We start from the raw sequence: 24,292 nt of genomic DNA on the forward strand, positions 1-24,292 counted from the left end.
TTCCAAAATCTGTTCAGTCAGGCAACAGGACGTGAAACATATGAAACAGCCATAGAGTATATTTTTGAAGGGAAAACACTTTTATTTATAGATGGAATAGCAAATGGTTATGGCTTGAATCTGGAAAAGGAAAAAGTTCGTACACTGGGTGAACCTTCAACAGAGAGGGTTGTCCGTGGACCGAAGCTTGGGTTTATCGAAAGTCTTCAAGAAAATATTGGCTTGATAAGGCAATATTCGAACCATCCCAACCTTATCATCCAACAACAGAAGTTCGGGACGATGGAAAAACGGGAAGTTGCTTCGATTTATTTTGAAGGAAAAGCGAGCGATTCTTTGCTAAAAGAAGTCAATAAACGGATAAATGAAGTGAAAGCTACTGTTCTCCAAGACTCGGGGATGCTTGAGGAATTAATTGAAGATACATCTTTTACACCTTTCCCGCAAATCCAGAATACGGAGCGTCCAGATAAAGTATTGGCAGCTTTGCAGGAGGGCAGGGTGGTCATCATGGTTGACGGCTCGCCTTTTGCATTGATGGCACCAACGACAATCACGATGCTGCTGCAGTCGCCGGATGATTATTATGAAAGATGGGTAGCAGGGTCTTTTTTGCGTATACTTCGCTACTTTTCTTTATTTGTTACCGTATTCCTTTCAGGGATTTATATATCCTTGGTCTCGTTTAACCCTGGATTGCTTCCGTCAGGACTGGCTTTGTCAATAGCAGGTACAAGGGAAAATGTGCCCTTTCCTCCATTTGTTGAGGCAATCATCATGGAATTGACGATCGAGCTGCTTCGCGAAGCAGGCATTCGGCTCCCGTCACCCATTGGGCAAACGGTTGGGTTGGTCGGAGGAGTCATTATTGGCCAAGCGGCCGTTCAAGCGAATATTGTGAGTTCCCTCATGGTCATAATCGTTTCGATCACGACGATTACCTCTTTTACGGTACCACAATATAGCTTTGGCCTGGCGTTCAGGGCATTAAGGTTCGGGGCGATGATTTTTGCCGCCATTTTAGGTTTATACGGAACCACATTATTCTTTATCATCGTTATCAGCCATTTGTCAAAATTAACCAGATTCCAAAAGCCATATTTTCAACCAATGGATTTTATCGGTAAAAAGACCTGGAAGGATGCGTTTCTACGATTACCGAAGCGGAAAAAAGGGGGGGATTCGCTTGAGCCAATCCGAAGGCAAAATTCTTAGTGGTGAATTGGCAGCGATCATTTCATGCAGCATGTTAGGAATTGGAATGCTGACCCTTCCAAGGACGATAACGGAAAAAATCCATTCGATAGATGGATGGATTGTCTTAATTTCTAATGGAATCATTATTGCCCTTTTCGTATGCTTATTGGTTGTTCTGTTAAAAAAACATAATGTCGCTGACTATTACACATACATGGAGGAGGCCTATGGAAAGTGGCTCTCCAAAACTTATTGGGTTGGTCGTGGTGTTGTACTTTATAGGCGTGGCCAGCTTTGAAGTTCTTGCGATGAGTGAAATGGTCCGGTTTTATTTATTGGAGGAAACCCCGGTTGAAATCGTGATACTTACCATGATTTTAGCGAGTGTCCATCTTTTGACAGGCAAAATTAAAGCCATAGCAAAGGTGTGCGTTTTCTTTCTTCCTTTGACTATTTTCATCGTCTTGCTCATTTATTTGTTCAGTCTCAGGGTAGTCGATCTTAAAAACATGCAGCCAGTTCTTGCGAAAGGTGTTCTCCCTGTGATGAAAGGAATGGGCAGGGTCTTTGTCTTTTTTTGGGATTGAACTTTTCATCTTTTTATTTGGAGTCATTAAAAATCAAACCAAGGTAAAAAGTGGCGTTTTAATCGGTTTTTTAATCCCGCTGATACTATATGTCATTACATATGTTCTGGTAGTGGCTACGCTGACTGTTCCGGAGGTCATGGCAGTTACTTGGCCAACCATTTCTTTTATTCAGTCCTATGAAGTAACAGGGATATTTTTAGAACGTATGGAGCTATTTCTCTTGATCACCTGGATTCTTCAATTTTTTTTAACACATGCGATTTACTATTACTTCGCAGCAGAGGGACTGTCGAAATTCTTAACAATTCATATACGACTAATCTCATTATTTTGGTTCCCGTCGTTTTTTTCTAGCCAAAATTCCTAAAAATACAATCGAGATTTTTAAAATGAGCGATTTGCTGGGATATGTATTTCCCATGATATTGTTTGCATTGCCAATTATTACATTCGCAATCGTTCAAGTGAAAAGGAGCAGAAGAAGCAGATGAAAAGATTATGGTTGATCTTGCTTATTCCTTTGCTGACAGGCTGTTGGGACAGTAAAAATATTGAAGAATTGTCCCTTGTGGTGGGAGTGGGGATCGATAAAGGCAAAAAGAAAGACGAAATCATGTTAACACAGCAAATTCTGGTGCCGCCAGGAAATAGTGTTCAGGAGAATCAGGCCCAATTAAAATTTAAAAATGTTACCGTCAGTGCCAAAACGCTGCATGAAGCAATTAGGGATTCTTTACTCATAACCAATACGGTTTTAACCAATCATCAGCGAATCATGCTCATTAATGAAGATGTATTAAGGAAAATCCCGATGGAAGCGATCATTAATCAGTCAATACGCGATAATAATACAAGGAGAAGCTGTCTTGTTTTATTAACAAAGAGACCGACGAAAGAAATTTTGGGACGATCAGACGATGGGGAGATTCCTTCTAATGTAATCTATGAATTGAAAAATAATGACAATCGAACGAATAAGATCCTTCCTCCTCTAACACTTGGCAAAGCATCCTCAAGTTTGCAATTCAGATGGAAGCTTTGCCATCCAGGCGGTTGATATTAGAAGGGGGAAATTAAAATTGGAGGGTGCAGGGGTTATCAACAATTCAAAGTTGGTCGGGGTCATGAATGATGAAGATATAGCTGCATTAAATTGGTTGAACGGAAAGGTGAAAGGCGGAATAATCGAAGCGGAGCAACATGGAGAGCCTTTAAGTGTTGAAATAATTAATAGGACAAGGAGGAAAATCACCACGGAATTGGACGGTGATCATTTGACGATAAATATAAAGGTCGGTTACACTGGAAGACTTTCGGAGGATTGGTATGGTAAGGAAAATTCATTTGATGAAGCCTATATAAAAGAGATTGAACGTATTGCCGAGGATGAAGTGAAAAAGGATGTCGAAAAAATTGTATACAAATTACAGAATGAATATAAAATTGGGGTAGCGGGATTGTATCGGTATGTGGAAAATCAGCATCCAAAGTTTTGGGAGAAAAATAAGCAGAAATGGGACGAAATTTTCAGTAAAGCCGATATTAATTATGAAGTGGACTTAAGGATTGTAGACTTCGGTTCAAAAGGGGGGATAAAGTGAATGGGCATAAGAATGAAAACCTTCCAAATGGAAGGTTTCAGAATGTAGACAAATTCGATTAAAATCAAGATTGTCTACATTTTTTCTTGTACAAATTTGGACGTTGATTGGAACGTAGGGCACTCGCTCCAATCAACTATGCTTAATAATTTGAAAAGAAATCCTTTTGCCTACAGTCTTTTTTGAGTTACATAACCAAGGAAATGGTCCATTCAAGGCCCACCGAATGTTCTAGGCAGATTCGTCACTTCATGTGCAACCCTGATTCCGGATTGAATGGCTCCTTCAATCCATGCTGGTACGGTTGATGTATGCTCCCCAGCGAAGTGGACCCTTCCTTCAGGAGTTGGGATGTATGGAAACAAGTCCGTTTCCTGACCAGGCTTAAACATGGAGAAAGCGCCGTAGGAATACTGATTCAATGTCCAGCTATAAGAAGCTCCTGATAAAAAATGATCATATACTTGATTACCATGGATTACTGCCAAATTTTTCAATGCGTGTTGTATACGATCTTTTTCCGGAAGGATATCCCATAAAGTGGCGTCATCTTCCCATGTATAACTTGCTAAGATGAGACCGGATTCACTCTGGTTGCTCGTTTGGCTGGGGTAATAAGAAAATCTAATGGGTAAATCTGTCGTCAATTTACCGCCGAAGATTCCTTCCTTTTCCCAAAACCTATGCGTGAACTGGAGTCCAATTTTTGTTGAAGCGGCATAATGGAGTTCCCTTATTGCCTTCCACTTATTATGGGAAAAGGAATTCCGGGGTTCAATATCTATAAATTGCAGCAATTGAAGAGGGATCGTCACGATGGCAAGATCACCGGTAACCGTTAAGGGGTTTTGACTTTGAGTATGTTTGGAATGGATGGTGACTTGATTATCATGTTGGATGATCTTTGTCACTTCATATCTGAAGATTAAATTATCCTTCAATTCCGGTAGAAAGGCATAAGGAAGCCGATCATTTCCTCCTTCGATTGAAAAAAATTTCACGTCTGGATTAAAGAGCGGCATAAGCTCCCGAAGTATGGCCGGAAAAGAAAGTTCCGGGAATCCTTCTAAACCCATCAGAACTTTGATGCTTTCAATCGCCCCTGTTGATAGACTGATTCCGACTGGATTGTACTGCAAAAAGAAGCTCATGGAGTATTTATCAAACTCTTTAATGACTATTTCCCAATTCCTGCGTGGATTTTGAATGATGAAGTCAGTCACAGGCTTGATTGCCATGTTAAGTAATTCTTCAGCTGTTTTACCTCTTTCATGGGGAGCTACAGGGTACCTCAGTATATCCGGGTTCTGCTGGTATATGGCAGCGGTCGTCTTGATTCCATTGGCATAAATGGGATCATTAGGAGTCGCATTCACAAAAGTGTTGACTCGTAGACCATACTTCTTGATGTATTCAGCAACTAAGTAATGATAATTAGGAATGCGCATGGCACCGGCTTCAAGGTAGGAACCTTCTGAAAATGGCTCCCGTATAGTCAAAACACGCCCTCCGACCCTCCCGGTTGCTTCCAATATCGTAACATCGTGCCCCACTTGTTTTAAAAGGGATGCTGCAACCAACCCAGACATGCCGGCACCAATGATAATGATTTTTTTTGGGATCTGAGAAGGCCCCAGGCCATTTCTGATAACAGCCAGCATTTGATCTGGTGATAGCGGATCTTTGAAAAGGGACAAAGTGTTTTTCTCCTCTCTTGTTACACTTTCTATATGGGATTTACGCTATCTTATTCCTACTGGGTTACCATTTATGAAGGATATTCAATAATTTGTCATCTAAATGCTTAGTAACAAATTTTTTTAGTGCATTGGTGAAATCCACGTAAAATATATATCAAAAATAACCTCGATAGAATATATACTAAACAATCAACCAAAAACATCATTAAGAAAATACCGACCTACTGCAAAACCTATGAAAAATTAGTTTGTGGAATATTATTAAATATTTTCCTTTACAGAGGAGATACTACCAAGAGACAAAGGGTAGAAAGGAAGACAGTATGGATCATATACAAATGGCCCGCGCAATGTTCGGGACGAATATGGCTGTACATATCATATTTGCAACGATCGGCGTCGGGTTGCCGATGATGATGTTGGCAGCGGAATTGATGTATCAAAGGACTAAGGATTTACAGTATGTCGTCATGGCTAAACGTTGGACCAAAACATTAGGGGTTTTGCTTGGGGTCGGGATTCCGACCGGTACGATTGCGGGTGTGCAGCTTTCACTATTATGGCCTGGGTTCATGGAAGTGATTGGACGCGTCATGGCGCTTCCATTCCAGATCGAGATTTATGCATTCATGGTTGAAGCGCTGTTCATGTCAATCTATGTGTATGCTGCTGAAAAAATCAAGCCATGGGCCCGAATCGTGAGTTTATTTTTTGTTGCATTCGGAGCATTGGCTTCGGCTGTTTTGATTTCGAATGTCCATGCTTTTGAAGGGACACCTGCTGGGTTCCGGTTTGAAAATGGGGAAATCGTCGATGTCGATCCTTGGGCGGCATTTTTCAACCCAAGTTTCTTGGTGACGGCAGGACATACGGCCCTGACTGCTTATACTACAGGCGCTTTTGTCGTGGCGTCCGTCGCAGCCTATAAGATGCTGAAAAATAAATATGGCACTGCTGAATTTAATTTTCACCAAAAAGCACTGAGGCTCAGTATTGTCTTGGGCTTGGTTTTTTCGTTTTTGACGGCATTGAATGGTCATGCGACTACACAGCATTTATATAGGGAACAGCCGGAAAAACTGGCAGCGGCAGAAGGGTTGTTTGAAACACAGGACCATGCCGGACTTACCTTGTTCGGTTATACCGATAGGGAAGCCCAGGAAGTGAAGTATGGGATTGAATTCCCATGGTTATTAAGCTTTCTATCTGGTAATAGCTTCGATACGGTCGTGACCGGTTTGAACGATTTTCCGGAAGAGTATTGGCCGCCGCTTTATGTCCATATCTTATTCAACGCAATGGTCATGATTGGTTCAGGCTTAATCGCGTTGGCACTGTTTGCATTGGTATGGAATAAATGGCTGAAAAAGGAGACATATCCGAAATGGATTCTTTGGCTGTTTGTTGCGTCAGGGCCGCTTTCTGTGATTTCAATTGAATGCGGTTGGATTTTTGCCTGTACAGGCAGACAGCCATGGACGATATACAGGATGCTGACCACGGAGGATTCAGTGACTTCGTACGAAAACCTTGGATTTTTATTCACGATGTTCATTATTGTATATATCATTTTATGCGTTTCTGTCGTGTTTACACTTTTGTATTATTTCAAACGTCATTCCGTAATGGATGATATATATAAAGCCGAACAGAAAGATGTAAGGCTTTTTGATTCGAATTCATAAAAGGGGGGAAGGCGAATGAGTGATGCTCTTCTTGCAATAACACTGGTCTGGGGCTTTATTTTTCTTTATGCCATCATGGCCTCTATGGATTTCGGCGCGGGCTTCTGGGCAATGACTTACATTAAAAAGGAAGAAACGAATGCTACCAAGATCGCAAATAGCTATTTATCACCAACTTGGGAAGTGACCAATACATTTGTCGTTGGTCTTGTGATTGCGATTTACAGTTTATTTCCAGGTGCGGTTTTCCCGATAGGGGTAGCCTTGATTGTTCCAGCGAGCCTGATACTTGTCCTGCTATGTATTAGGAGTGCTTTCTTGGTTTTCTCGCATAGCGTTGACAAATATGAAAAAGCGTTAACGTATATCTCAGGATTGACGGGATTGATCATACCGGGGCTATTAATTAGCGTTTTGCCGATCACTCACCTTGGGTTTGTCGAAGGCGTGAGAGGAAATGAAGAATTGAATTTATCTAAACTTTTCACGAGTCCGAATGAATATGCATTTGTAGGGTTCGGGATTATGAGCACGCTTTTTTTATCATCTTTGCTCCTGTCCGATTACTCAAAACAGGCCGACGAAATGAAAGCATACAAAATATATCGCAGGGATGCGATGATAACGGGACCGCTTATGTTGGTCATGGCTCTGTTGGTCATGCTCACGTTAAGAAACGAAGCGAATTGGATTTACCAAGGAATGATGAAAAACTCTGCATTGTTATTCGTCTCGCTCATTTTTTTCATCATTAGCGGGATAGCACTGTACCTACCCTATTTTTCTAAGCAGGAGGTTAAAGGGATGCCACGCCTCGCTGTCATTGCGATTATCATACAGTATTTAATCGGCAGTTATGTTTATGGTATCGCTCATTTACCTTATATCATCTATCCAAATGTCACGATTCTATCAGGATTTACCGATCCAACCTCATTTCGGGCCGTGTTTGCCACGTATATCGTGGGCTTTGCGATATTAGTCCCAGGGTTCTATTATTTCTGGTCCATCTTCATGAAAGATCAGCGTAGAAAGTTCAAACGGCGACAAATGTCAAATTAGTTCATCTTTGAAAAGAGAGGTTATCACTATGAAAAAGTTAGATCTGCTAAAATATGCGGTTTTAGTCATCTCACTATTTTTGAGCTATCAAGCGGTTGAAGCGCATGATAAAAATTTTCAGGTGGATGGCACATATATATCAACAAAAAGAGATGTAACAGGTGACCAGAAAATAGACATCATCCAGGTTCAGGGACTGCCTTATGAGGAAGGTAGCAAGTTTCTGAAAAAAATTGAGTTAAGTGTGGAAAGCAATCGCCGTACAATCGACGTCCCGCTTGAAGCTGGGTATAATCCAGATCTAAAGGTTGCCGACTTGAATGATGATGGGGTCCAGGATGTATTGGTTACGGTTTTGATGGAAGGTAGAGAGCGGGTGATATCCAGTTACGCCTATACATTCAAGGATGGAAAAGTGAAGGAGCTGGAAGTACCGCCATCCGTTCCCGTAATGGCACAATTTCTTGACGGATACAAAGCGGAAATCATTATTGAAGGTCAAAAACCTGTGGTGATGGATGTCAGTTCCAGAAAACAAGCTTATGATAAATTGGGCATTTATCAAAATGGAAAACTAAATGAACCGACAGAGCTTTTGGTTGATCCTTACTCTTCACTGGATTTCAAGACCGTTTTTGGAAAAGGAAAAGCGCTTATTGGAATCCAAAATGTAAAAGGGTCCGATGAGCGTGATCCGATACTGGAGATCAAATCAGTATGGAAATATAATAATGGATGGCAGCTTGTAAAAGCCCAGGTTAAACCGGTCAAGGGTAGTAAATGACATGGTATCGACTGTTTCTTAAATAAACTGGATTGACAGCTCTTGGTTTTGAGGGCTGTTTTTTTGTTGATAATTAAAAATTGACAATTTTTAATTATTTGGTAAAATCTAAATAAATCCAGTTTATACATAATCAAACTCTTTCTTCTGGATGGAATGTAAGCGGATACAAAGGGGGTGCAGTCTTACGGAGTTAAAAGAAAAAATAATTGAAACATCGTTGACGCTCTTCGATCAGCATGGTTTTCATGGTGTCTCCGTCAACGAAATCGTTAAGGCATGCGGAACTAGCAAAGGTGGTTTTTATCACCATTTCTCTTCCAAAGATGAACTCTTATTTGTCATCCATGATTACTTTATTTCATATGTTTTAATAAAAGCACAGGAAGCCATTTCAGAAAGTACCCATCCAACAGAAAAAATGCAAAAGATCATTCAATCATTTGTTAAAGTTTTTGACCTCTATAAACCACACATCTCAGTTTTCTATCAAGAAAGCATTTACTTGAAACCACCTTATGTTGAAGCAATCAAAAAAAAGCGTCAAACGTATAAAGAAATCATTTTTTCCGTTATCAAAGAAGGTATTGACAAGGGAGTATTCCGCAGCGAATTGCCAGTGGAAATTACCGGAATGTCAATTCTAGGCATGGTGAACTGGTCCTACAAATGGTACAAAAGGGACGGCGGAAAAACGATCGACGAAATCGGTGATATTTACGTGGATTTAATTCTGAATGCCCTATTGATAGATAAACAAAAAGAAGCGGAAATCACTCAGCCATTTTTACTGAAGAACCAAGTTGTTGCGGATTGAACAATCAACTTGATTTGTACAGACCAACTAGTCGGTCTCAATAGAAAGGGGAATGAACATATGGATTTTTCACTTACAAAAGAACAGCAGATGATTAAGGAAATGGTTAGGGAGTTTGCCGAAAAGGAAATTAAACCCATTGCGATAGAGTTGGACGCAAAGTCCATGTTTGCGGAGGATGTATTCAAAAAAATGGGGAAACTCGGATTGCTTGGAATTCCGTTTCCTGAAGAATATGGCGGTTCGGGCGGAGATACGATTTCGTATGCCATTGCCGTTGAAGAGGTTGGCAAGGCGTGCGGGGGAACCGGCTTAAGTTATGCCGCAGCCGTTTCGCTTGGGGCAAGTCCAATTTACTATTTTGGAACCGAAGAACAAAAGCAAAAATATCTGGTTCCAATCACGACCGGTGAAACCCTGGCAGCTTTCGGGTTGACAGAGCCTAATGCGGGTTCCGATGCTGGCGGTACGAGAACGACTGCCGTGTTGGATGGTGATGAATATGTGATTAATGGCGAGAAAACATGGATAACAAATGCCAGCTATTCAAGAACGGTTACGGTCACTGCTGTATCGGGAAAAGATTCAAAGGGCAAAAAAATCATCTCGGCATTCATCGTGCCAACCGATACCCAAGGGCTAACGATCAATAGCAATTATGAAAAAATGGGAGTCCGGGCTTCCAATACTTGTGAAATCATTCTGGATAATGTCCGGGTGCCAAAGGGAAATTTATTGGGAGATCCAGACAAAGGGTTCAAACAATTCTTATTCACGCTTGATGGAGGACGGATTTCCATTGCAGCTTTGGCCGTCGGTATCGCTCAGGCTGCCTTTGACAGAGCTTTAGCTTTTTCAAAAGAGCGTATTCAATTCGGTAAAACCATATCAAATTTCCAGGCCATTCAATTCAAGCTGGCAGACATGGCGATGGAAATCGAATTGGCGAGGAATATGGTATATAAGGCTGCATGGTTAAAAGACAATAAAAAACCTTTTGCAAAGGAAGCGGCATACGCCAAGCTTTTTGCAAGTGAGACCGCGTTCCGCGCCAGCAATCAAGCGATTCAAATTCACGGCGGCTCTGGTTACATGCGCGAATATGAAGTGGAACGCTATTTAAGAGATGCTAAGTTATTGGAAATTGGTGAAGGCACATCCGAAATTCAAAGACTCGTTATCGCCAGGCAATTAGGCTGTTAATTTTTACGGGACGTAAAATGAACGATGATGTTTGGGTTCATTTTGGTGAAAAGCAGATGTTATCTATACAGCAAAAAGCGTTCATTCTTACCTTTATTTGATTAGGAGGAGTTTGATGTCTGATTTGCTAGATGTTACTGTCGGGAAACTGCTTGAAAGGACAGCTGGACAATATGGTGATAATGAAGCGGTTGTATACCATGAACTAGGCCTGCGCCATTCTTATCGCGAATTTGAAAAGATTTGCCGAAAGGCTGCCAGGGGGTTCATGTCACTGGATATAAAAAAAGGGGAACATATTGCTATTTGGGCATCCAATAAACCGGAATGGCTTATATCCCAATTTTCCACCGCAAAAATGGGCGGGGTGCTGGTAACGGTCAATACTAATTACCGCACAAGTGAACTGGAATACCTGCTGAAGCAATCCGATTCGACGACGATCATCCTGATGGAACAATATAAGGATCATTCTTATATAGATACGCTGTATGAAATCGTACCTGAATTGAAAAATGCAGAACCAGGAAAATTACAATCTGAGAAACTGCCAAAATTAAAAAATATCATCGTTTTAGGTGAAAAACGTTATCCCGGTACGTTTTCGTGGGATGAAGTCATTGGCGGGAGCGAATCCGTTTCGGAGGAGTCGCTGGACATGAGGATGGAGGAATTAACTCCAGGTGATGTGATTAATATGCAATATACATCAGGGACGACAGGATTTCCAAAAGGAGTGATGCTGACGCATTCCAACTTGGTCAATAATGGATTGAATGTCGCGGAATGCATGAAGCTTACCGAAGCTGACCGGCTTTGCATCCCGGTTCCGTTTTTTCATTGTTTCGGCTGTTCCCTTGGTACGATGGCATCTGTTTCAGTAGGGGCAACAATGGTGCCGGTCGTGGAGTTTAATCCGCGCATTGTCCTTCAGACAGTTGAAGCCGAAAAATGTACGGGGCTTCATGGTGTACCGACGATGTTCATTGCTGAACTTAATCTCGATGACTTTGACGATTATGATTTAAGTTCGTTACGGACTGGTATCATGGCAGGCTCCACATGTCCGATCGAAGTCATGAAAAGCGTGGTGAATAAGATGGGCATCTCGGAAATTACAATAACTTATGGTCAAACGGAATCTTCTCCAGGAATTACGATGACGAGAACGGATGATCCGATCGAACTTCGTGTTTCTTCAGTGGGAAGGGCGTTGCCGAAAGTGGAAGTGAAAATTGTCGATCCGGCTACAGGGGATGAAGTCCCGCGTGGCACACAGGGTGAACTCTGTTCCAGGGGATACCATGTAATGAAGGGATATTATAATAACGCGGAAGCCACTGAGCAGGCGATTGACCGGGAAGGCTGGCTTCATACGGGAGATTTAGCGGTGATGGATGAAAGGGGTTATTGCAAGATTACTGGCCGGCTGAAAGATATGATCATCCGTGGAGGGGAAAATATTTATCCCCGTGAGATTGAAGAATTCCTCTATCAACATCCTGCAATTGTCGATGTCCAGGTGCTCGGCGTTCCAGATCAGAAGTATGGGGAAGAGGTAGCCGCATGGATCATTTTGAAAGCAGGAGAAACCCTTACGGAGAAAGAATTGATAGAGTATTGCAAAGGGAAAATATCTTTTCATAAAATTCCGCGTTACATTCAATTTACCGATGCTTATCCAATGACTGCATCCGGAAAAATCCAAAAGTATAAGCTTCGGCAACAAACTCTTGACCTACTAACGGAACGCACTAAATAAGGAGGATATCGAATGATTCGAAAAATTCTTATCGCAAACAGGGGAGAAATAGCATCGCGCATTATTCGTACATGCAAGAAGCTGGGAATACTTACTGTCGCTGTCCATTCGGAAGCAGATTCGGATTCGCCTTTTGTGGGATTGGCGGATGAGGCATATTTATTGGGTGGTCCGAGAGTGCAGGAAAGCTATTTAAACGTCAATAAGATTTTGGAAATAGCTAAGGAAACCGGAGCGGATGCCATTCATCCTGGATATGGTTTTCTTAGTGAAAATGCAGATTTCGCACGTTCATGCGAAGAAGCCGGCTTGATATTCATTGGTCCCAAACCAGAGATCATCCAGCAAATGGGCAATAAAGTCGAGGCGAGGAAAAAGATGGAGCAAGCCGGTCTTCCATTGGTGCCTGGATTTTCACGTCCGTTAATTGATAGTGCAGAAGCGGCAGCCGTTGCCGAAAAGATTGGCTATCCAGTCATGTTAAAAGCAGCAGCAGGCGGCGGGGGAATCGGCATGCAAGCCGTTGCTAATGAAGATGAACTAACCAAAGCCTTCGAAGGGAATCAAAAACGTGCCCAATTATTTTTTGGAAATGGAGATATGTTCATAGAAAAATTAATTGAGAAGCCTCGTCATATCGAAATTCAGGTATTGGCGGATTCCTTTGGGAATGCTGTTTACTTGTGGGAAAGGGAATGCTCCGTTCAAAGGCGCCACCAGAAGGTCGTGGAAGAGGCTCCATCTTCTTTCCTTGACGAAGAAACAAGAAACAGGATGGGAATGGCTGCAGTGAAAGCGGTAAAATCCATCGGTTATAGCAATGCGGGCACTCTCGAATTTTTAGTAGATGCAGATAAAAACTTTTATTTCCTGGAAATGAATACACGCCTTCAGGTAGAGCATCCTGTCACTGAAGAAATTACGGGACTGGACTTAGTCGAACAGCAAATTAAAATTGCATCGGGCAACAAATTGGATTTCACCCAAAGTGAGATTAAACAGGACGGACATTCCATTGAAGTGCGCATTTATGCTGAAGATCCGAAAACCTTTTATCCAGCACCGGGGAGAATCACCACCATGGAACTTCCGGAAGGTGAAGGGATTCGTCATGAATTGGCGGTTCATGGAACATCGGTCGTATCCCACTTTTATGATCCGATGATCGCCAAATTGGTGGTGAGCGGCGACTCAAGGGATAAAGCGATTGAGAGATTAAGAGAAGCGCTGGCATGCTATAAAATAGAAGGAATTAAAACAAACCTTCCTTTGTTGATGGAAATAATTTCTCATGAAGCTTTTTCCCAAGGAGATACGACTACGGATTTCATTGCGAAATATATTCAAAAATTGACTGTATAACTTAAAACACAATGTTCGGGAGGAAAATAAAATGGCAGAATTAAAGGCAAGCATGGCAGGAAGCGTTTGGAAAATCGTAGCAAATGAGGGGCAAAGTGTAACCGACGGACAGGATATCATTATCTTGGAATCGATGAAAATGGAAATCCCCATTGCAGCCGAGGAAGCTGGCACCATTAAAGAACTAAAAGTGAATGAAGGGGATTTCGTAAATGAAGGCGACGTTTTGGCCGTCATTGAATAAAGGGACGGAGGGGTATGATGAATTGGCCAGAAAAAGTGACAATTAAGGAAGTTGGACCCCGTGACGGGTTGCAAAATGAAAAGGTCATAATACCTGCACAAAGCAAAATGGAGTGGATCGATCAGCTCTCTGATACAGGATTATCTTATATAGAAGTGACTTCTTTCGTACACCCAAAGTGGATTCCCCAATTGAGTGATGCCGCCCTGGTGGCTAAGGGAATAAAGCGCAAGCCTGGTATCACTTATGCGGCCCTTGTACCGAATCAAAGGGGTCTGGAGTCGGCCCTTGAAGCCAATATGGATGATATTTCCGTGTTCATGTCATCTAGTGAAACGCATAATCTAAAAAATATCAATAAGTCGATTTCCGATACCTTTCCAATATTGAAGGATGTCATCAGGACAGCAGCAAATAGCGGGAAAACGGTTAGGGGCTATGTTTCAACCGTTTTCGGCTGTCCGTATGAAGGGGAAGTTTCGACTGATCAGGTTTTCCGTGTTTGTGATCAACTTTTTGAATATGGCATCGACGAAGTCTCATTGGGTGATACCATTGGGGTCGCGTCTCCAAGGCAGGTTGCACTGTTCCTTGAACAGGCTGTAAAAAGATATGATATGAGCCAAATTGCCCTCCATTTTCATGATACAAGGGGAATGGCACTCGCAAATATTCTTGAATCACTGAATTATGGTATTGACACTTTCGACTCTTCGCTCGGAGGTTTAGGGGGATGCCCGTATGCACCAGGCGCGAGCGGAAATGTGGCTACGGATGACCTGGTTCATATGCTACATAAAATGGGGATTCACACAGGAATCAATCCCGAAAAGCTTATGAAGGCTGCGGCCATGGTTCAAAGCTTTTTGGAAAAACCATTGCCTAGCCATCAGATGGCTGTAAATAACGCACAATAAGCGAAATCGAGGTGAAGGTATGACTTCATTAGTTGATATAAGGTATGAAGAAAAGGGAATTGCCCTCGTGACCTTGAATCGGCCGGATGCTGCTAATGCTTTATCCACAGAATTGCTTCATTGCTTAGTCGAAGGGCTGGATGAATTGAAGAGAGATTCCAATTTACGAACAGTCATTATAACCGGAGCAGGTGAAAAGGCGTTTTGTGCAGGTGCGGATCTTAAGGAAAGAGCGGGTATGAATGATGATAAAGTCAAGGAGACTGTCAAGTTGATCGGAGACACGATTACGGCTGTAGAAAACCTTCCAGTACCGGTCATCGCCGCGATTAACGGTTCGGCTTTTGGCGGTGGGCTGGAATTGGCACTCGCTTGTGACATACGCATCGCATCGGATACGGCAAAGGTGGGGCTGACTGAAACTTCATTAGGCATCATCCCTGGTGCAGGCGGTACACAGCGACTGCCCCGGATAGTCGGAATGCCGACAGCGAAAGAACTGATTTATACGGCAAGGAGATTGGATGCAAAAACGGCACATGCCTTGAAAATCATCAGTCATGTATATTCACCCCAACAATTACTTGAGGAAGCGAAAAAATTGGCTAAGGAGATTGCGGTCAATGCCCCATTAGCACTCAGGGCTGCAAAAGCGGCGATCAATCAAGGGGCTGAGACTGACTTGAAAACAGGATTGCAAATTGAAAATGACTGCTATCAGACAACTTTAAAAACCCTTGACCGACTGGAGGGTCTGTCAGCATTCAAGGAAAAACGCAAACCGGTATATAGAGGCCAATGATTTCTTTGAAGGAGGAACAGGGATGGTAACGACGGATAAACTAACCGAAACGGTTGAAACGATTAAAAAAGGCGGTTTAGAAAAGTATCATCAAAAAAACGCTGAAAAAGGAAAGCTTTTCGTACGTGAACGTCTAGAGCTGCTTTTCGATGAAGGGGTAGAAATAGAGGACGCTTTCTTTGCCAATTGTGCAAGTGTTGGTCTGCCTGCTGATGGTGTGGTTACGGGCATCGGAAAAATCAATGGTCAAAGGGTCTGTGTCATGGCCAATGATTCGACTGTAAAAGCTGGATCCTGGGGAGCAAGGACCGTCGAGAAAATCATTCGCATTCAGGAAACAGCCGAAAAGTTACAGCTGCCCCTTCTTTATTTAGTCGATTCTGCCGGGGCACGAATTACGGATCAAGTAGAAATGTTTCCGGGCCGCCGAGGAGCGGGCCGCATCTTTTACAACCAAGTGAAGTTATCAGGAAAAGTCCCGCAAATTTGTCTATTGTTCGGTCCGTCCGCCGCCGGCGGGGCATATATCCCAGCTTTTTGTGATATTGTCGTAATGGTTGATGGCAATGCATCCATGTATTTAGGTTCACCGAGAATGGCGGAAATGGTCATTGGCGAAAAGGTGAGCGAAGAGGAAATGGGCGGGGCGAAAATGCATTGTTCCGTTTCAGGCTGCGGCGATGTACTTGTCAAGTCGGAAGAAGAATCGATCGCGTTTGCGCGCAGGTACTTAAGCTATTTTCCAGGAAATTATCAAGAAAGATCTAAAAGCGTAAAACCTGAGCTGCCTGCGGATTTCGAAAAAACTTTGGAAGAACTGATTCCTAAAAATCAGAATGCTGCCTTCAATATGTACGACCTGATCGATAGGGTTATAGACAGGCAATCATTTTGTGAAATCAAAAAGCTATTTGCCCCTGAATTAATCACTGGGCTTGCAAGGCTGAATGGTCAAACGATAGGGATCATAGCCAATCAGCCGCGAGTCAAGGGCGGCGTCCTGTTCCATGATTCAGCTGATAAGGCTGCCAAGTTCATCAACTTATGTGACGCTTTCCATATACCGCTGTTGTTCCTGGTGGATATTCCAGGATTCATGATTGGGACGAAGGTCGAACGGGCAGGAATCATTCGCCATGGTGCGAAAATGATCTCGGCCATGAGTGAAGCCACTGTTCCCAAGATTTCCGTCATCGTCCGTAAAGCTTATGGTGCCGGACTATATGCGATGGCCGGTCCCGCTTTTGAACCGGACTGCGTTCTTGCCTTACCGACGGCATTGATAGCGGTCATGGGGGCTGAAGCTGCGGTCAATGCAGTTTATGCCAATAAAATCAATGCGATGGAACCAGAAGAGCGCCCTAAATTCATCGAACAGAAGCGCAATGAGTATAATGAAGATATCGATATTTACCGCTTAGCCTCTGAAATGATCGTTGATGGCATCATCCAGCCGAATGACCTGCGTGATGAATTGAGCGCGCGCTTTGAAGCGTATAGCAGTAAGCAATTGACATTTACCGATCGTAAGCATGGGGTCTATCCCGTATAAAGTGTTCAATAAAAAAGCCCGGTTCATCATGACTGGGCTTTTTTTCATGGAATAAAATGAATGGTTATTTAAATAATTAGAAAATTTTTCTGATTTAGAGTTGCTAAATCACACAAGGAAGAGTACTATAATTAGTAATTAAAGATTTACTAATTACTTAATTCCATACTTAGTGAAAGAAAGTGAGAGTTGCCATGGCTCAGCAGGAAAAAAGGAAATATATTACTCCAGATGGATACACAGCAGATATTGCGATTTTTACTATTACTACGAAGAAAACGGCAGAGAAAGCCCCGCCTGAAATGTTTTTGAAGCTATTATTAATCAAACGTGCCTCAAAAGATAAGGAAGGAAGCCCCAATGTTGAAGGAGATAAATGGGCTTTACCCGGAGGCTTTGTCAATGCTGCCGAGACTGCCTATGAAGCAGCTAAACGGGAATTGAAAGAAGAAACGGGCGTAGCTGGATTCCATGTCAAGCATTTCGGGGTCTATGACCGCCCAGGGCGCGATCCCAGGGGATGGATCATATCCAATGCTTTTTATGCAATTGTCCAGGAAGAGTTTCTTCATCAAAGAAAAGCGAATGACGACGCAGCTGAGGTTGAATTGTTCACGATTCAGGAAGCCTTACAATTAGATCTTGCATTTGATCATTATACAATTATTAACGATGCGATGAATGTATTGAAAAAAGAAATGGTGCAAACGACGATAGCCCAAAAATTCCTGCCGGATGAATTTACACTTTCTGAACTGCAACGGGTTTTGCTGACAGCCAGAGATGATGCAAAAATCAGTGCAGACTCACTTTTTTATGCAAAAGCCCCGAAACTTCCGTTTTTGGAGAAAGTATTGGATGAAAAGGGAATGCAAAAGAAAACGAAACGTAATTCCTATCGGCCTTCACAGCTTTACCGGTTTAATGCAGAGGTTGTCATGGACTCTATTTACTATTAAGGGGGAATTGGTGATATGGGAAAAAAGGCATTGATCAATATAGATTATACGTATGACTTCGTTGCAGACGGGGGTTCATTGACCTGCGGGAAGCCAGGTCAGGATATCGAGAAGGAACTTGTCAGCATAACCAAGGAGTTTATCAAACAAGGCGAATATACGGTATTCGCGATTGATTTACATGAAGAAGGAGACCGCTTACATCCCGAATCGAATTTGTTTCCACCGCATAATATTAGCGGTACAATGGGTAGAGACCTATATGGGGCGTTAAAAGAGGAATATGAAACAAATAAAAATCAAAAGAATGTTCATTATATAGATAAAACACGTTATTCGGCCTTTGCAGGAACGGACCTTGATATCCGCCTGCGGGAACGTCACATTACCGATGTATATTTAGTCGGAGTTTGTACAGATATTTGTATTTTGCATACGGCAATCGACGCTTATAATTTAGGCTATAAAATTTTTGTATATGAACATGCAGTGGCCTCGTTCAATGATGCCGGTCACCATTGGGCGCTTGGACATTTTAAAGGATCTCTTGGAGCAACCATTCTATAATTTCGATACAAGCAACAGAATAGAAGGGAAGCGAATGCTTCTCTTTTGGGAGGAACTATCCATGGAAAAAAAATACAACGATGACAGTTACGCATTACACACTGACCTATACCAAATTAATATGGCTCAAACTTATTGGCAGGACAAAACACATAACCGCAAGGCAGTTTTCGAGATATTTTTCAGAAAACTTCCATTTAATAGCGGATATGCGATTTTTGCAGGACTTGAAAAAATTGTCCATTACCTTCAAAACTTTTCCTTCTCGGAAAGTGATATCGACTATTTAAAAAATGATCTGCACTATGATGAAGAATTTTTGAAATATTTGAAGAACATCCGTTTCACGGGAGAGATCCGCTGCATGAAAGAGGGGGAACTCGTCTTCGGCAATGAACCGATTTTACGGGTGGAAGCACCGCTTGGTGAGGCTCAACTCATAGAAACTGCGTTGCTTAACATTGTGAACTATCACACACTCGTGGCAACAAAGGCATCACGCATCAAGCAGGTCATCGGAGAAGAATCTGCCCTAGAATTCGGTTCAAGGCGGGCTCAAGAAATGGATGCCGCAATTTGGGGAGCGAGAGCGGCCTATATTGCTGGCTTTGATTCCACTAGTAATGTACGGGCTGGAAAGCTGTTCGGCATTCCGGTTTCAGGGACGCATGCACATTCCATGATCCAAGCTTATAAAGATGAATATACGGCTTTTCATAAATATGCTGTTTCCCATAAAGACTGTGTATTCTTGGTTGATACGTATGATACATTGCGTTCTGGCATCCCAAATGCAATCCGTGTTGCCAAGGAGTTGGGTGATAAAATCAATTTCATTGGCGTCCGTCTTGACAGTGGTGATTTAGCTTACTTATCAAAAGAAGCAAGACGTATGCTTGATGCTGCAGGGTTCCATGATGCGAAGATTGTCGCTTCCAATGACCTTGATGAATATACAATCATCAATCTGAAACAACAAGGAGCAAGAATTGACATTTGGGGCATCGGAACCAAATTGATTACGGCTTATGACCAGCCAGCGCTGGGTGCTGTTTATAAAATGGTTTCAATAGAGGGCGAAGATGGGAATATGAGAGATACAATCAAAATTTCTTCTAACCCTGAAAAGGTTACGACACCTGGCTTAAAACGAGTATATCGAATCATCAATAAAGTGAACCATCATGCTGAAGGTGATTATTTGGCAATGGAATATGAGAAGCCGCAGGAACAGGAAAAATTAAAAATGTTTCATCCTGTCCATACATTCCTAAGTAAATTCGTCACGGATTTCGATGCGGTTGATCTGCATGTGGATATTTTCAAGGATGGAAGTTTGATTTATGAATTGCCGACCATAGATGAGATCAAGGCCTTCACGCAAAAAAATCTCCAAGTATTATGGCCGGAGTACCTTCGTGCACTTAATCCTGAAGAATATCCGGTAGATCTAAGCCAGGATTGTTGGGATAATAAAATGAGGAATATAGATGAAGTTAAAGCCAAAGTTGAAAGAATGCTAACGAAATGACCAATCTATTTTATTAGAAAGCGGGGCAATGCCAATGCGTCCATTACAAAAAGAAATCGTAAAAAAATTACTTGTCCAGCCAACGATCGATCCCGAAGCCGAATTCAGGAAAAGTGTTGATCTATTAAAAGGGTATATGAAGAAAAATACGTTTCTGAAAAGCTTTGTACTTGGAATTTCCGGAGGTCAAGATTCAACACTGGCGGGCTATATTGCCCAAACCGCTGTCAATGAATTAAATGAAGAAACGAATGGCAGCGACTATAAGTTTGTTGCTGTAAGCTTGCCATATGGAGTACAGGCAGATGAAGATGATAGGCAGCTGGCTTTAAAATTCATTAAGCCAAGCCAAACGGTTACAGTCAACATCAAGGAAGCGGTGGATGCATCTGTCAAAGCTGTGGAAGAAGCAGTTTCTGAAAAGCTATCGAATTTCTTAAGGGGAAATGTTAAAGCACGAGAGCGAATGAAGGTGCAATATGATTTAGCCGGGCTGTATAAAGGCGTTGTGCTTGGTACGGACCATGCAGCTGAAGCGATCACAGGTTTCTTTACGAAACATGGTGACGGTGCAGCGGATATCATTCCTTTATACCGCTTAAATAAAAGGCAAGGAAAAGAAATCCTAAAATTCGTGGGTGCTCCTGAGCGCCTTTATACGAAAATACCAACGGCCGATTTAGAAGATGACAAACCGTTACTTCCTGATGAAGTGGCTTTAGGCGTTAGCTATGATGAAATCGATGATTATCTTGAAGGCAAGGAAATAAGAACGGAAGCAGCTGAAATCATCGAAGGATGGTATACTAAAACCGAACATAAACGCAATGAAGCCATTAATGTTTATGATACTTGGTGGAAATAACGAGTGAAAACTAAGATAAGTTATCCCGCATCACATAAGATGCGGGTTTTTTTGCAAGACCAAACAAGCACCTTGGCCAATACATCAGTAATGAAAATTTTACCGGCAAAGGGGGACTCTTACATATGGATTTATCCAGGAATATTGAAGCAACGAGCAAGGAAATTGAATTCTCGGGTGTAATCAGTGTGAAAGCGGGAGATGATCTGATCCATAGTTCAGAATATGGCTATTCCAATCGAGCGGATGAAATCATGAATACGACCGAAACAAGGTTCGGTATTGCTTTCGGTTGTAAACTGTTTACCGCGATAGCCATTTGCCAGTTAATACAAAAAGGAAAGCTTAGGTTCGATTCTAAGCTTAAAGACTGTGTTCGGATCATGTTTCCTAATTTCAATCAAAATGTGACCATACATCACCTCTTAACACACACTTCGGGCATCCCTGATTACTTTGATGAAGAAGTGATGGATGATTTTGAGGAGCTATGGAAGAATAATCCGATGTACCATGTAAAAGGATTAAAAGATTTCCTGCCTATGTTTCAAGATGAGGTGATGATGTTTCAACCCGGGGAAAGGTTTCATTACAATAATGCAGGCTATATTTTATTAGGATTGATTGTTGAGGAACTAACCGGACTTGAATTTACCGAATATATCGACAAGAACATCTTTCTGCCTTGTGAAATGAAAAATTCCGGTTATTTTTCCATGGATCAGCTACCTAAAAATACTGCATTAGGGTACATAGACGAAGAAAATGGAGCATGGAGAACCAACGTTTATTCCCTTCCCATCAAAGGCAGTGCGGATGGAGGGAAGTATATTACCACATCAGATATGTTCAGGTTTTGGGATGGGTTATTTTCCAATCAGTTACTGAATCAAGAATATACCAATCTCTTATTGGAAACCCATATTGCTACAGAAGATGAAGGGGAATACTATGGCTATGGTATATGGATCCGTAAAAAAAATGACGCGATTTTTAAATACCACCTTATGGGGTATGACCCGGGGGTAAGTTTCAATTCTGCGGTATATCCGGCAAAGCGATTGAGAACCGTCATTACTTCAAATAAAGGCATGGGTCCATACCATATTACTAGAGCGATCGAGAAAGAAGTATAAAAATAAATGGAACCTTTCCACTAATGGAGGGTTCCATTGTTTATAGTCAATCCGAATTCATTCAAGTATTTTTTAAGAAAGGGACGATTTCGCATTCAATTGATAAATTGGTTCCAGAACTTCTGGAGTTTCAAGGGAAGAACCCCTTCTGTACCCTTATTCAAGAACGAATCTTTAATGATGCGGCACACCAATTTTTTATTGTCGGAAATCTTTAAGGAGGTAGCTTTCTTAGGTTTCAAGGCTTTTCCAAACAAAGAATTTGTATATTTAAATATCTTGAAGTAGAGTATATTTAATATACTTTATTTTATCCGGTATTTTCCGATGGAGGTTCTTTTTACATTATGAAGGCAAGATATGAACTAGCGAACATGAACTTAACAGTAAGCAATGTGACTTTACGTAATGCTGCGGATAGCTATGTCCTCTTGAAAGCTGCAGATGATCAAAATAATGAAATCACGATCAAGCTTTCCCACGAACAAGCAGAATTTCTGGAAGCGGAATTAAGGGAAGTAAATCGCCGCCGCAGGGAAAATAGTCCTGATATAACAGGAAATGATCAGGAACGTATTAATGACGACGATTCTTTTAATCTGTTCAGCATTGATTTATTCAATGAAAATGAATCGAAGTAATTCCCCGAATCATATTTGCTTCTCTGTAACCTTGCTTTCGATTTAAGATAATGCTACAGAGAATTTATCATTCCCGCCAATACAAAACCCAAATTTCCAGTTATTGAAAGGCATTTGGAATGTTTTAAGCAAGGTGACCTATCGTTACCTTTATTTTGATTGCTTGAAAAAATTCTTCACCAATAGGAATAAGGATGATAGTACAGCAAAAACCATGAAAAATACGATGAACCCCCATAGGCCTATCGCCGCATCTTGAAACTCCATATTTCCTCTGCTGGTAAGGGCTTGCTGTATCTCAATGGCAAATACTAAAACAACCATGACTGTAAAGGTATAAAGGAAAGAGAGTATCGTTATACCAAAACGCATCCGGGCAATTAAATTAGATAAAAATAACACGAACAAAAATATGATGATACCGATGATTCCCATTATCCAAAAATGCAAATCTTTGTCCGTTGCATTTGAATTTAATGTGTCACTTACAAAGAATAGGATGAAATCGTGAAGATTATTGACGATTTCAGCTAATATCTGGATGATTTCTTTCATTTCTCACACCTCCAATCCTTAGATTATAGCAGGTTATAAATCTATATAGAAGAGGGAAGGTCATCGAGGCTCCCAGACTGACCTTCGGTGGAAGTAATGGGAAATCCAAACATGCTTGGAAACGAAAAAAAAACATAAATGAATGAAGAAATCAGTTCATGTAACGTCAGCTAAATAAGGGTAGACTGAACAAAATACATAGGAAAATAAAGTAATTCAAGGAAAGCAGGAGTGCCTATTTCCAATGTTTTAACACCTTAGGGATCTAAACCATAATTGTTTTAATCGGAATGCTAGAAAAAAATATTTTTACTTAATGATTTCATGGTTGGAGGAAAAAGTATGAATGATATACATAATCATGTGTTAACAGTAATTGATTTTATGAAAACCGGACACAAAACTTGCTTTGTGAAGGTCATCGGTTTTGATGCTGAATCCGGACAGGACTTTGAAGGTGAAGTTAAATTTGTCGGTGATTTGCCTTTTGGTGATTTAATACATCCCGAGCGGTCACATTTATCTTCCTCTTGCAGGGAATTTGTTCGGGATGACTTGCTGCATAGATACAGTCAAGGACAGTTTGAATGAAGTGTCGGAAATTTATATAGAGAATTCAAAGGGTTTACTTGTTTAAAATTGGTAAAATGCCGGGTATAAAGAATATGGTATGTAGGAATTTTTTTATGCCAATCTTCTCTTTTAACTGACAAAATAGCATATTTCTCCCTATTTAACTCTCGGACTATAATCCTTATAA

The 24,292-nt window shown here is 41.5% G+C and carries 24 protein-coding genes and 1 pseudogene; 23 read left to right on the plus strand and 2 right to left on the minus strand.

What is annotated here, in order from left to right; genetic code table 11:
* Positions 1-9 precede the first annotated feature (9 nt).
* The 5 genes and pseudogenes from ACZ9AO_RS02235 (at position 10) to ACZ9AO_RS02255 (ending at position 3,388) form a co-directional block, all read left to right on the plus strand.
* A complete protein-coding gene (locus ACZ9AO_RS02235; protein WP_476108477.1) occupies positions 10-1,215 on the plus strand; it encodes a spore germination protein in 1,206 nt (401 codons plus the stop codon).
* On the plus strand, positions 1,187-1,495 hold the full coding sequence (locus ACZ9AO_RS02240) for a GerAB/ArcD/ProY family transporter (protein ID WP_251539377.1): 309 nt from the start codon (positions 1,187-1,189) through the stop codon (positions 1,493-1,495). The genes ACZ9AO_RS02235 and ACZ9AO_RS02240 overlap by 29 nt, the downstream gene beginning before the upstream one ends.
* A 10-nt stretch (positions 1,496-1,505) precedes the next feature.
* Positions 1,506-2,154: pseudogene (locus tag ACZ9AO_RS02245) on the plus strand (GerAB/ArcD/ProY family transporter).
* A 120-nt stretch (positions 2,155-2,274) separates the two neighbouring features.
* Entirely contained in the window at positions 2,275-2,844 is a 570-nt protein-coding gene (locus ACZ9AO_RS02250; RefSeq protein WP_476108352.1) for a Ger(x)C family spore germination protein, read from the plus strand.
* Between the two features lie 22 nt (positions 2,845-2,866).
* On the plus strand, positions 2,867-3,388 hold the full coding sequence (locus tag ACZ9AO_RS02255; RefSeq protein WP_476108353.1) for a Ger(x)C family spore germination C-terminal domain-containing protein: 522 nt from the start codon (positions 2,867-2,869) through the stop codon (positions 3,386-3,388).
* Positions 3,389-3,600: 212 nt separating this feature from the next.
* Here ACZ9AO_RS02255 and ACZ9AO_RS02260 read toward each other — a convergent pair whose 3' ends face one another.
* Positions 3,601-5,049 (minus strand): flavin monoamine oxidase family protein, encoded by a 1,449-nt coding sequence (locus ACZ9AO_RS02260; protein WP_476108478.1) that lies wholly within the window; start codon positions 5,047-5,049, stop codon positions 3,601-3,603.
* A 362-nt stretch (positions 5,050-5,411) separates the two neighbouring features.
* On the opposite strand from ACZ9AO_RS02260, the gene ACZ9AO_RS02265 reads away from it, so the two are divergent.
* The 17 genes from ACZ9AO_RS02265 (at position 5,412) to ACZ9AO_RS02345 (ending at position 22,977) form a co-directional block, all read left to right on the plus strand.
* Positions 5,412-6,773: a cytochrome ubiquinol oxidase subunit I gene (locus tag ACZ9AO_RS02265; RefSeq protein ID WP_054396021.1), complete on the plus strand. Its 1,362-nt coding sequence runs from the start codon at positions 5,412-5,414 to the stop codon at positions 6,771-6,773.
* Positions 6,774-6,788: 15 nt separating this feature from the next.
* Positions 6,789-7,835 (plus strand): cytochrome d ubiquinol oxidase subunit II, encoded by a 1,047-nt coding sequence (locus ACZ9AO_RS02270; RefSeq protein WP_053534903.1) that lies wholly within the window; start codon positions 6,789-6,791, stop codon positions 7,833-7,835.
* A gap of 28 nt (positions 7,836-7,863) precedes the next feature.
* Positions 7,864-8,619, plus strand: coding sequence for a hypothetical protein (locus tag ACZ9AO_RS02275; RefSeq protein ID WP_421162269.1), 756 nt, complete (start codon positions 7,864-7,866; stop codon positions 8,617-8,619).
* A gap of 151 nt (positions 8,620-8,770) precedes the next feature.
* Positions 8,771-9,436: a TetR/AcrR family transcriptional regulator gene (locus tag ACZ9AO_RS02280; protein ID WP_476108354.1), complete on the plus strand. Its 666-nt coding sequence runs from the start codon at positions 8,771-8,773 to the stop codon at positions 9,434-9,436.
* A gap of 60 nt (positions 9,437-9,496) precedes the next feature.
* Positions 9,497-10,639 (plus strand): acyl-CoA dehydrogenase, encoded by a 1,143-nt coding sequence (locus ACZ9AO_RS02285; RefSeq protein WP_476108355.1) that lies wholly within the window; start codon positions 9,497-9,499, stop codon positions 10,637-10,639.
* A gap of 124 nt (positions 10,640-10,763) precedes the next feature.
* Positions 10,764-12,401, plus strand: a complete 1,638-nt coding sequence (locus ACZ9AO_RS02290) for an AMP-binding protein (RefSeq protein WP_251539624.1) — start codon at positions 10,764-10,766, stop codon at positions 12,399-12,401.
* A 12-nt stretch (positions 12,402-12,413) separates the two neighbouring features.
* Complete coding sequence (locus ACZ9AO_RS02295; RefSeq protein ID WP_048680678.1) at positions 12,414-13,763, plus strand: acetyl-CoA carboxylase biotin carboxylase subunit; 1,350 nt, start codon at positions 12,414-12,416, stop codon at positions 13,761-13,763.
* Positions 13,764-13,794: 31 nt separating this feature from the next.
* A complete protein-coding gene (locus ACZ9AO_RS02300) occupies positions 13,795-14,007 on the plus strand; it encodes an acetyl-CoA carboxylase biotin carboxyl carrier protein subunit (RefSeq protein ID WP_034312225.1) in 213 nt (70 codons plus the stop codon).
* 14 nt (positions 14,008-14,021) lie between these two features.
* Complete coding sequence (locus tag ACZ9AO_RS02305; RefSeq protein WP_285856411.1) at positions 14,022-14,924, plus strand: hydroxymethylglutaryl-CoA lyase; 903 nt, start codon at positions 14,022-14,024, stop codon at positions 14,922-14,924.
* Positions 14,925-14,943: 19 nt separating this feature from the next.
* Entirely contained in the window at positions 14,944-15,726 is a 783-nt protein-coding gene (locus ACZ9AO_RS02310; protein ID WP_318291721.1) for an enoyl-CoA hydratase, read from the plus strand.
* 22 nt (positions 15,727-15,748) lie between these two features.
* Positions 15,749-17,278 carry an acyl-CoA carboxylase subunit beta gene (locus ACZ9AO_RS02315; protein ID WP_476108356.1) on the plus strand — a complete coding sequence of 510 codons (1,530 nt, stop codon included), beginning with the start codon at positions 15,749-15,751 and terminating at the stop codon, positions 17,276-17,278.
* Positions 17,279-17,472: 194 nt separating this feature from the next.
* Entirely contained in the window at positions 17,473-18,237 is a 765-nt protein-coding gene (locus ACZ9AO_RS02320) for an NUDIX domain-containing protein (RefSeq protein ID WP_072272934.1), read from the plus strand.
* Between the two features lie 15 nt (positions 18,238-18,252).
* On the plus strand, positions 18,253-18,804 hold the full coding sequence (locus tag ACZ9AO_RS02325) for a cysteine hydrolase family protein (protein WP_034312211.1): 552 nt from the start codon (positions 18,253-18,255) through the stop codon (positions 18,802-18,804).
* 61 nt (positions 18,805-18,865) lie between these two features.
* On the plus strand, positions 18,866-20,335 hold the full coding sequence (locus ACZ9AO_RS02330) for a nicotinate phosphoribosyltransferase (protein ID WP_034312208.1): 1,470 nt from the start codon (positions 18,866-18,868) through the stop codon (positions 20,333-20,335).
* Positions 20,336-20,369: 34 nt separating this feature from the next.
* Complete coding sequence (gene nadE / locus ACZ9AO_RS02335; RefSeq protein WP_063593412.1) at positions 20,370-21,200, plus strand: ammonia-dependent NAD(+) synthetase; 831 nt, start codon at positions 20,370-20,372, stop codon at positions 21,198-21,200.
* Between the two features lie 125 nt (positions 21,201-21,325).
* The gene (locus ACZ9AO_RS02340) at positions 21,326-22,336 is read left to right on the plus strand and encodes a serine hydrolase domain-containing protein (protein WP_476108358.1); all 1,011 of its coding nucleotides are present in this window, start codon (positions 21,326-21,328) and stop codon (positions 22,334-22,336) included.
* Positions 22,337-22,683: 347 nt separating this feature from the next.
* Positions 22,684-22,977: a hypothetical protein gene (locus tag ACZ9AO_RS02345; protein ID WP_063593415.1), complete on the plus strand. Its 294-nt coding sequence runs from the start codon at positions 22,684-22,686 to the stop codon at positions 22,975-22,977.
* 150 nt (positions 22,978-23,127) lie between these two features.
* Here ACZ9AO_RS02345 and ACZ9AO_RS02350 read toward each other — a convergent pair whose 3' ends face one another.
* Positions 23,128-23,532: a hypothetical protein gene (locus ACZ9AO_RS02350; protein ID WP_048680706.1), complete on the minus strand. Its 405-nt coding sequence runs from the start codon at positions 23,530-23,532 to the stop codon at positions 23,128-23,130.
* A gap of 342 nt (positions 23,533-23,874) precedes the next feature.
* Here ACZ9AO_RS02350 and ACZ9AO_RS02355 point away from each other — a divergent pair, with 342 nt between their 5' ends.
* Positions 23,875-24,123, plus strand: coding sequence for a hypothetical protein (locus tag ACZ9AO_RS02355; RefSeq protein ID WP_063593417.1), 249 nt, complete (start codon positions 23,875-23,877; stop codon positions 24,121-24,123).
* The last annotated feature ends 169 nt before the right edge of the window (positions 24,124-24,292 follow it).

The organism is Peribacillus sp. TE19612 (assembly GCF_056279465.1).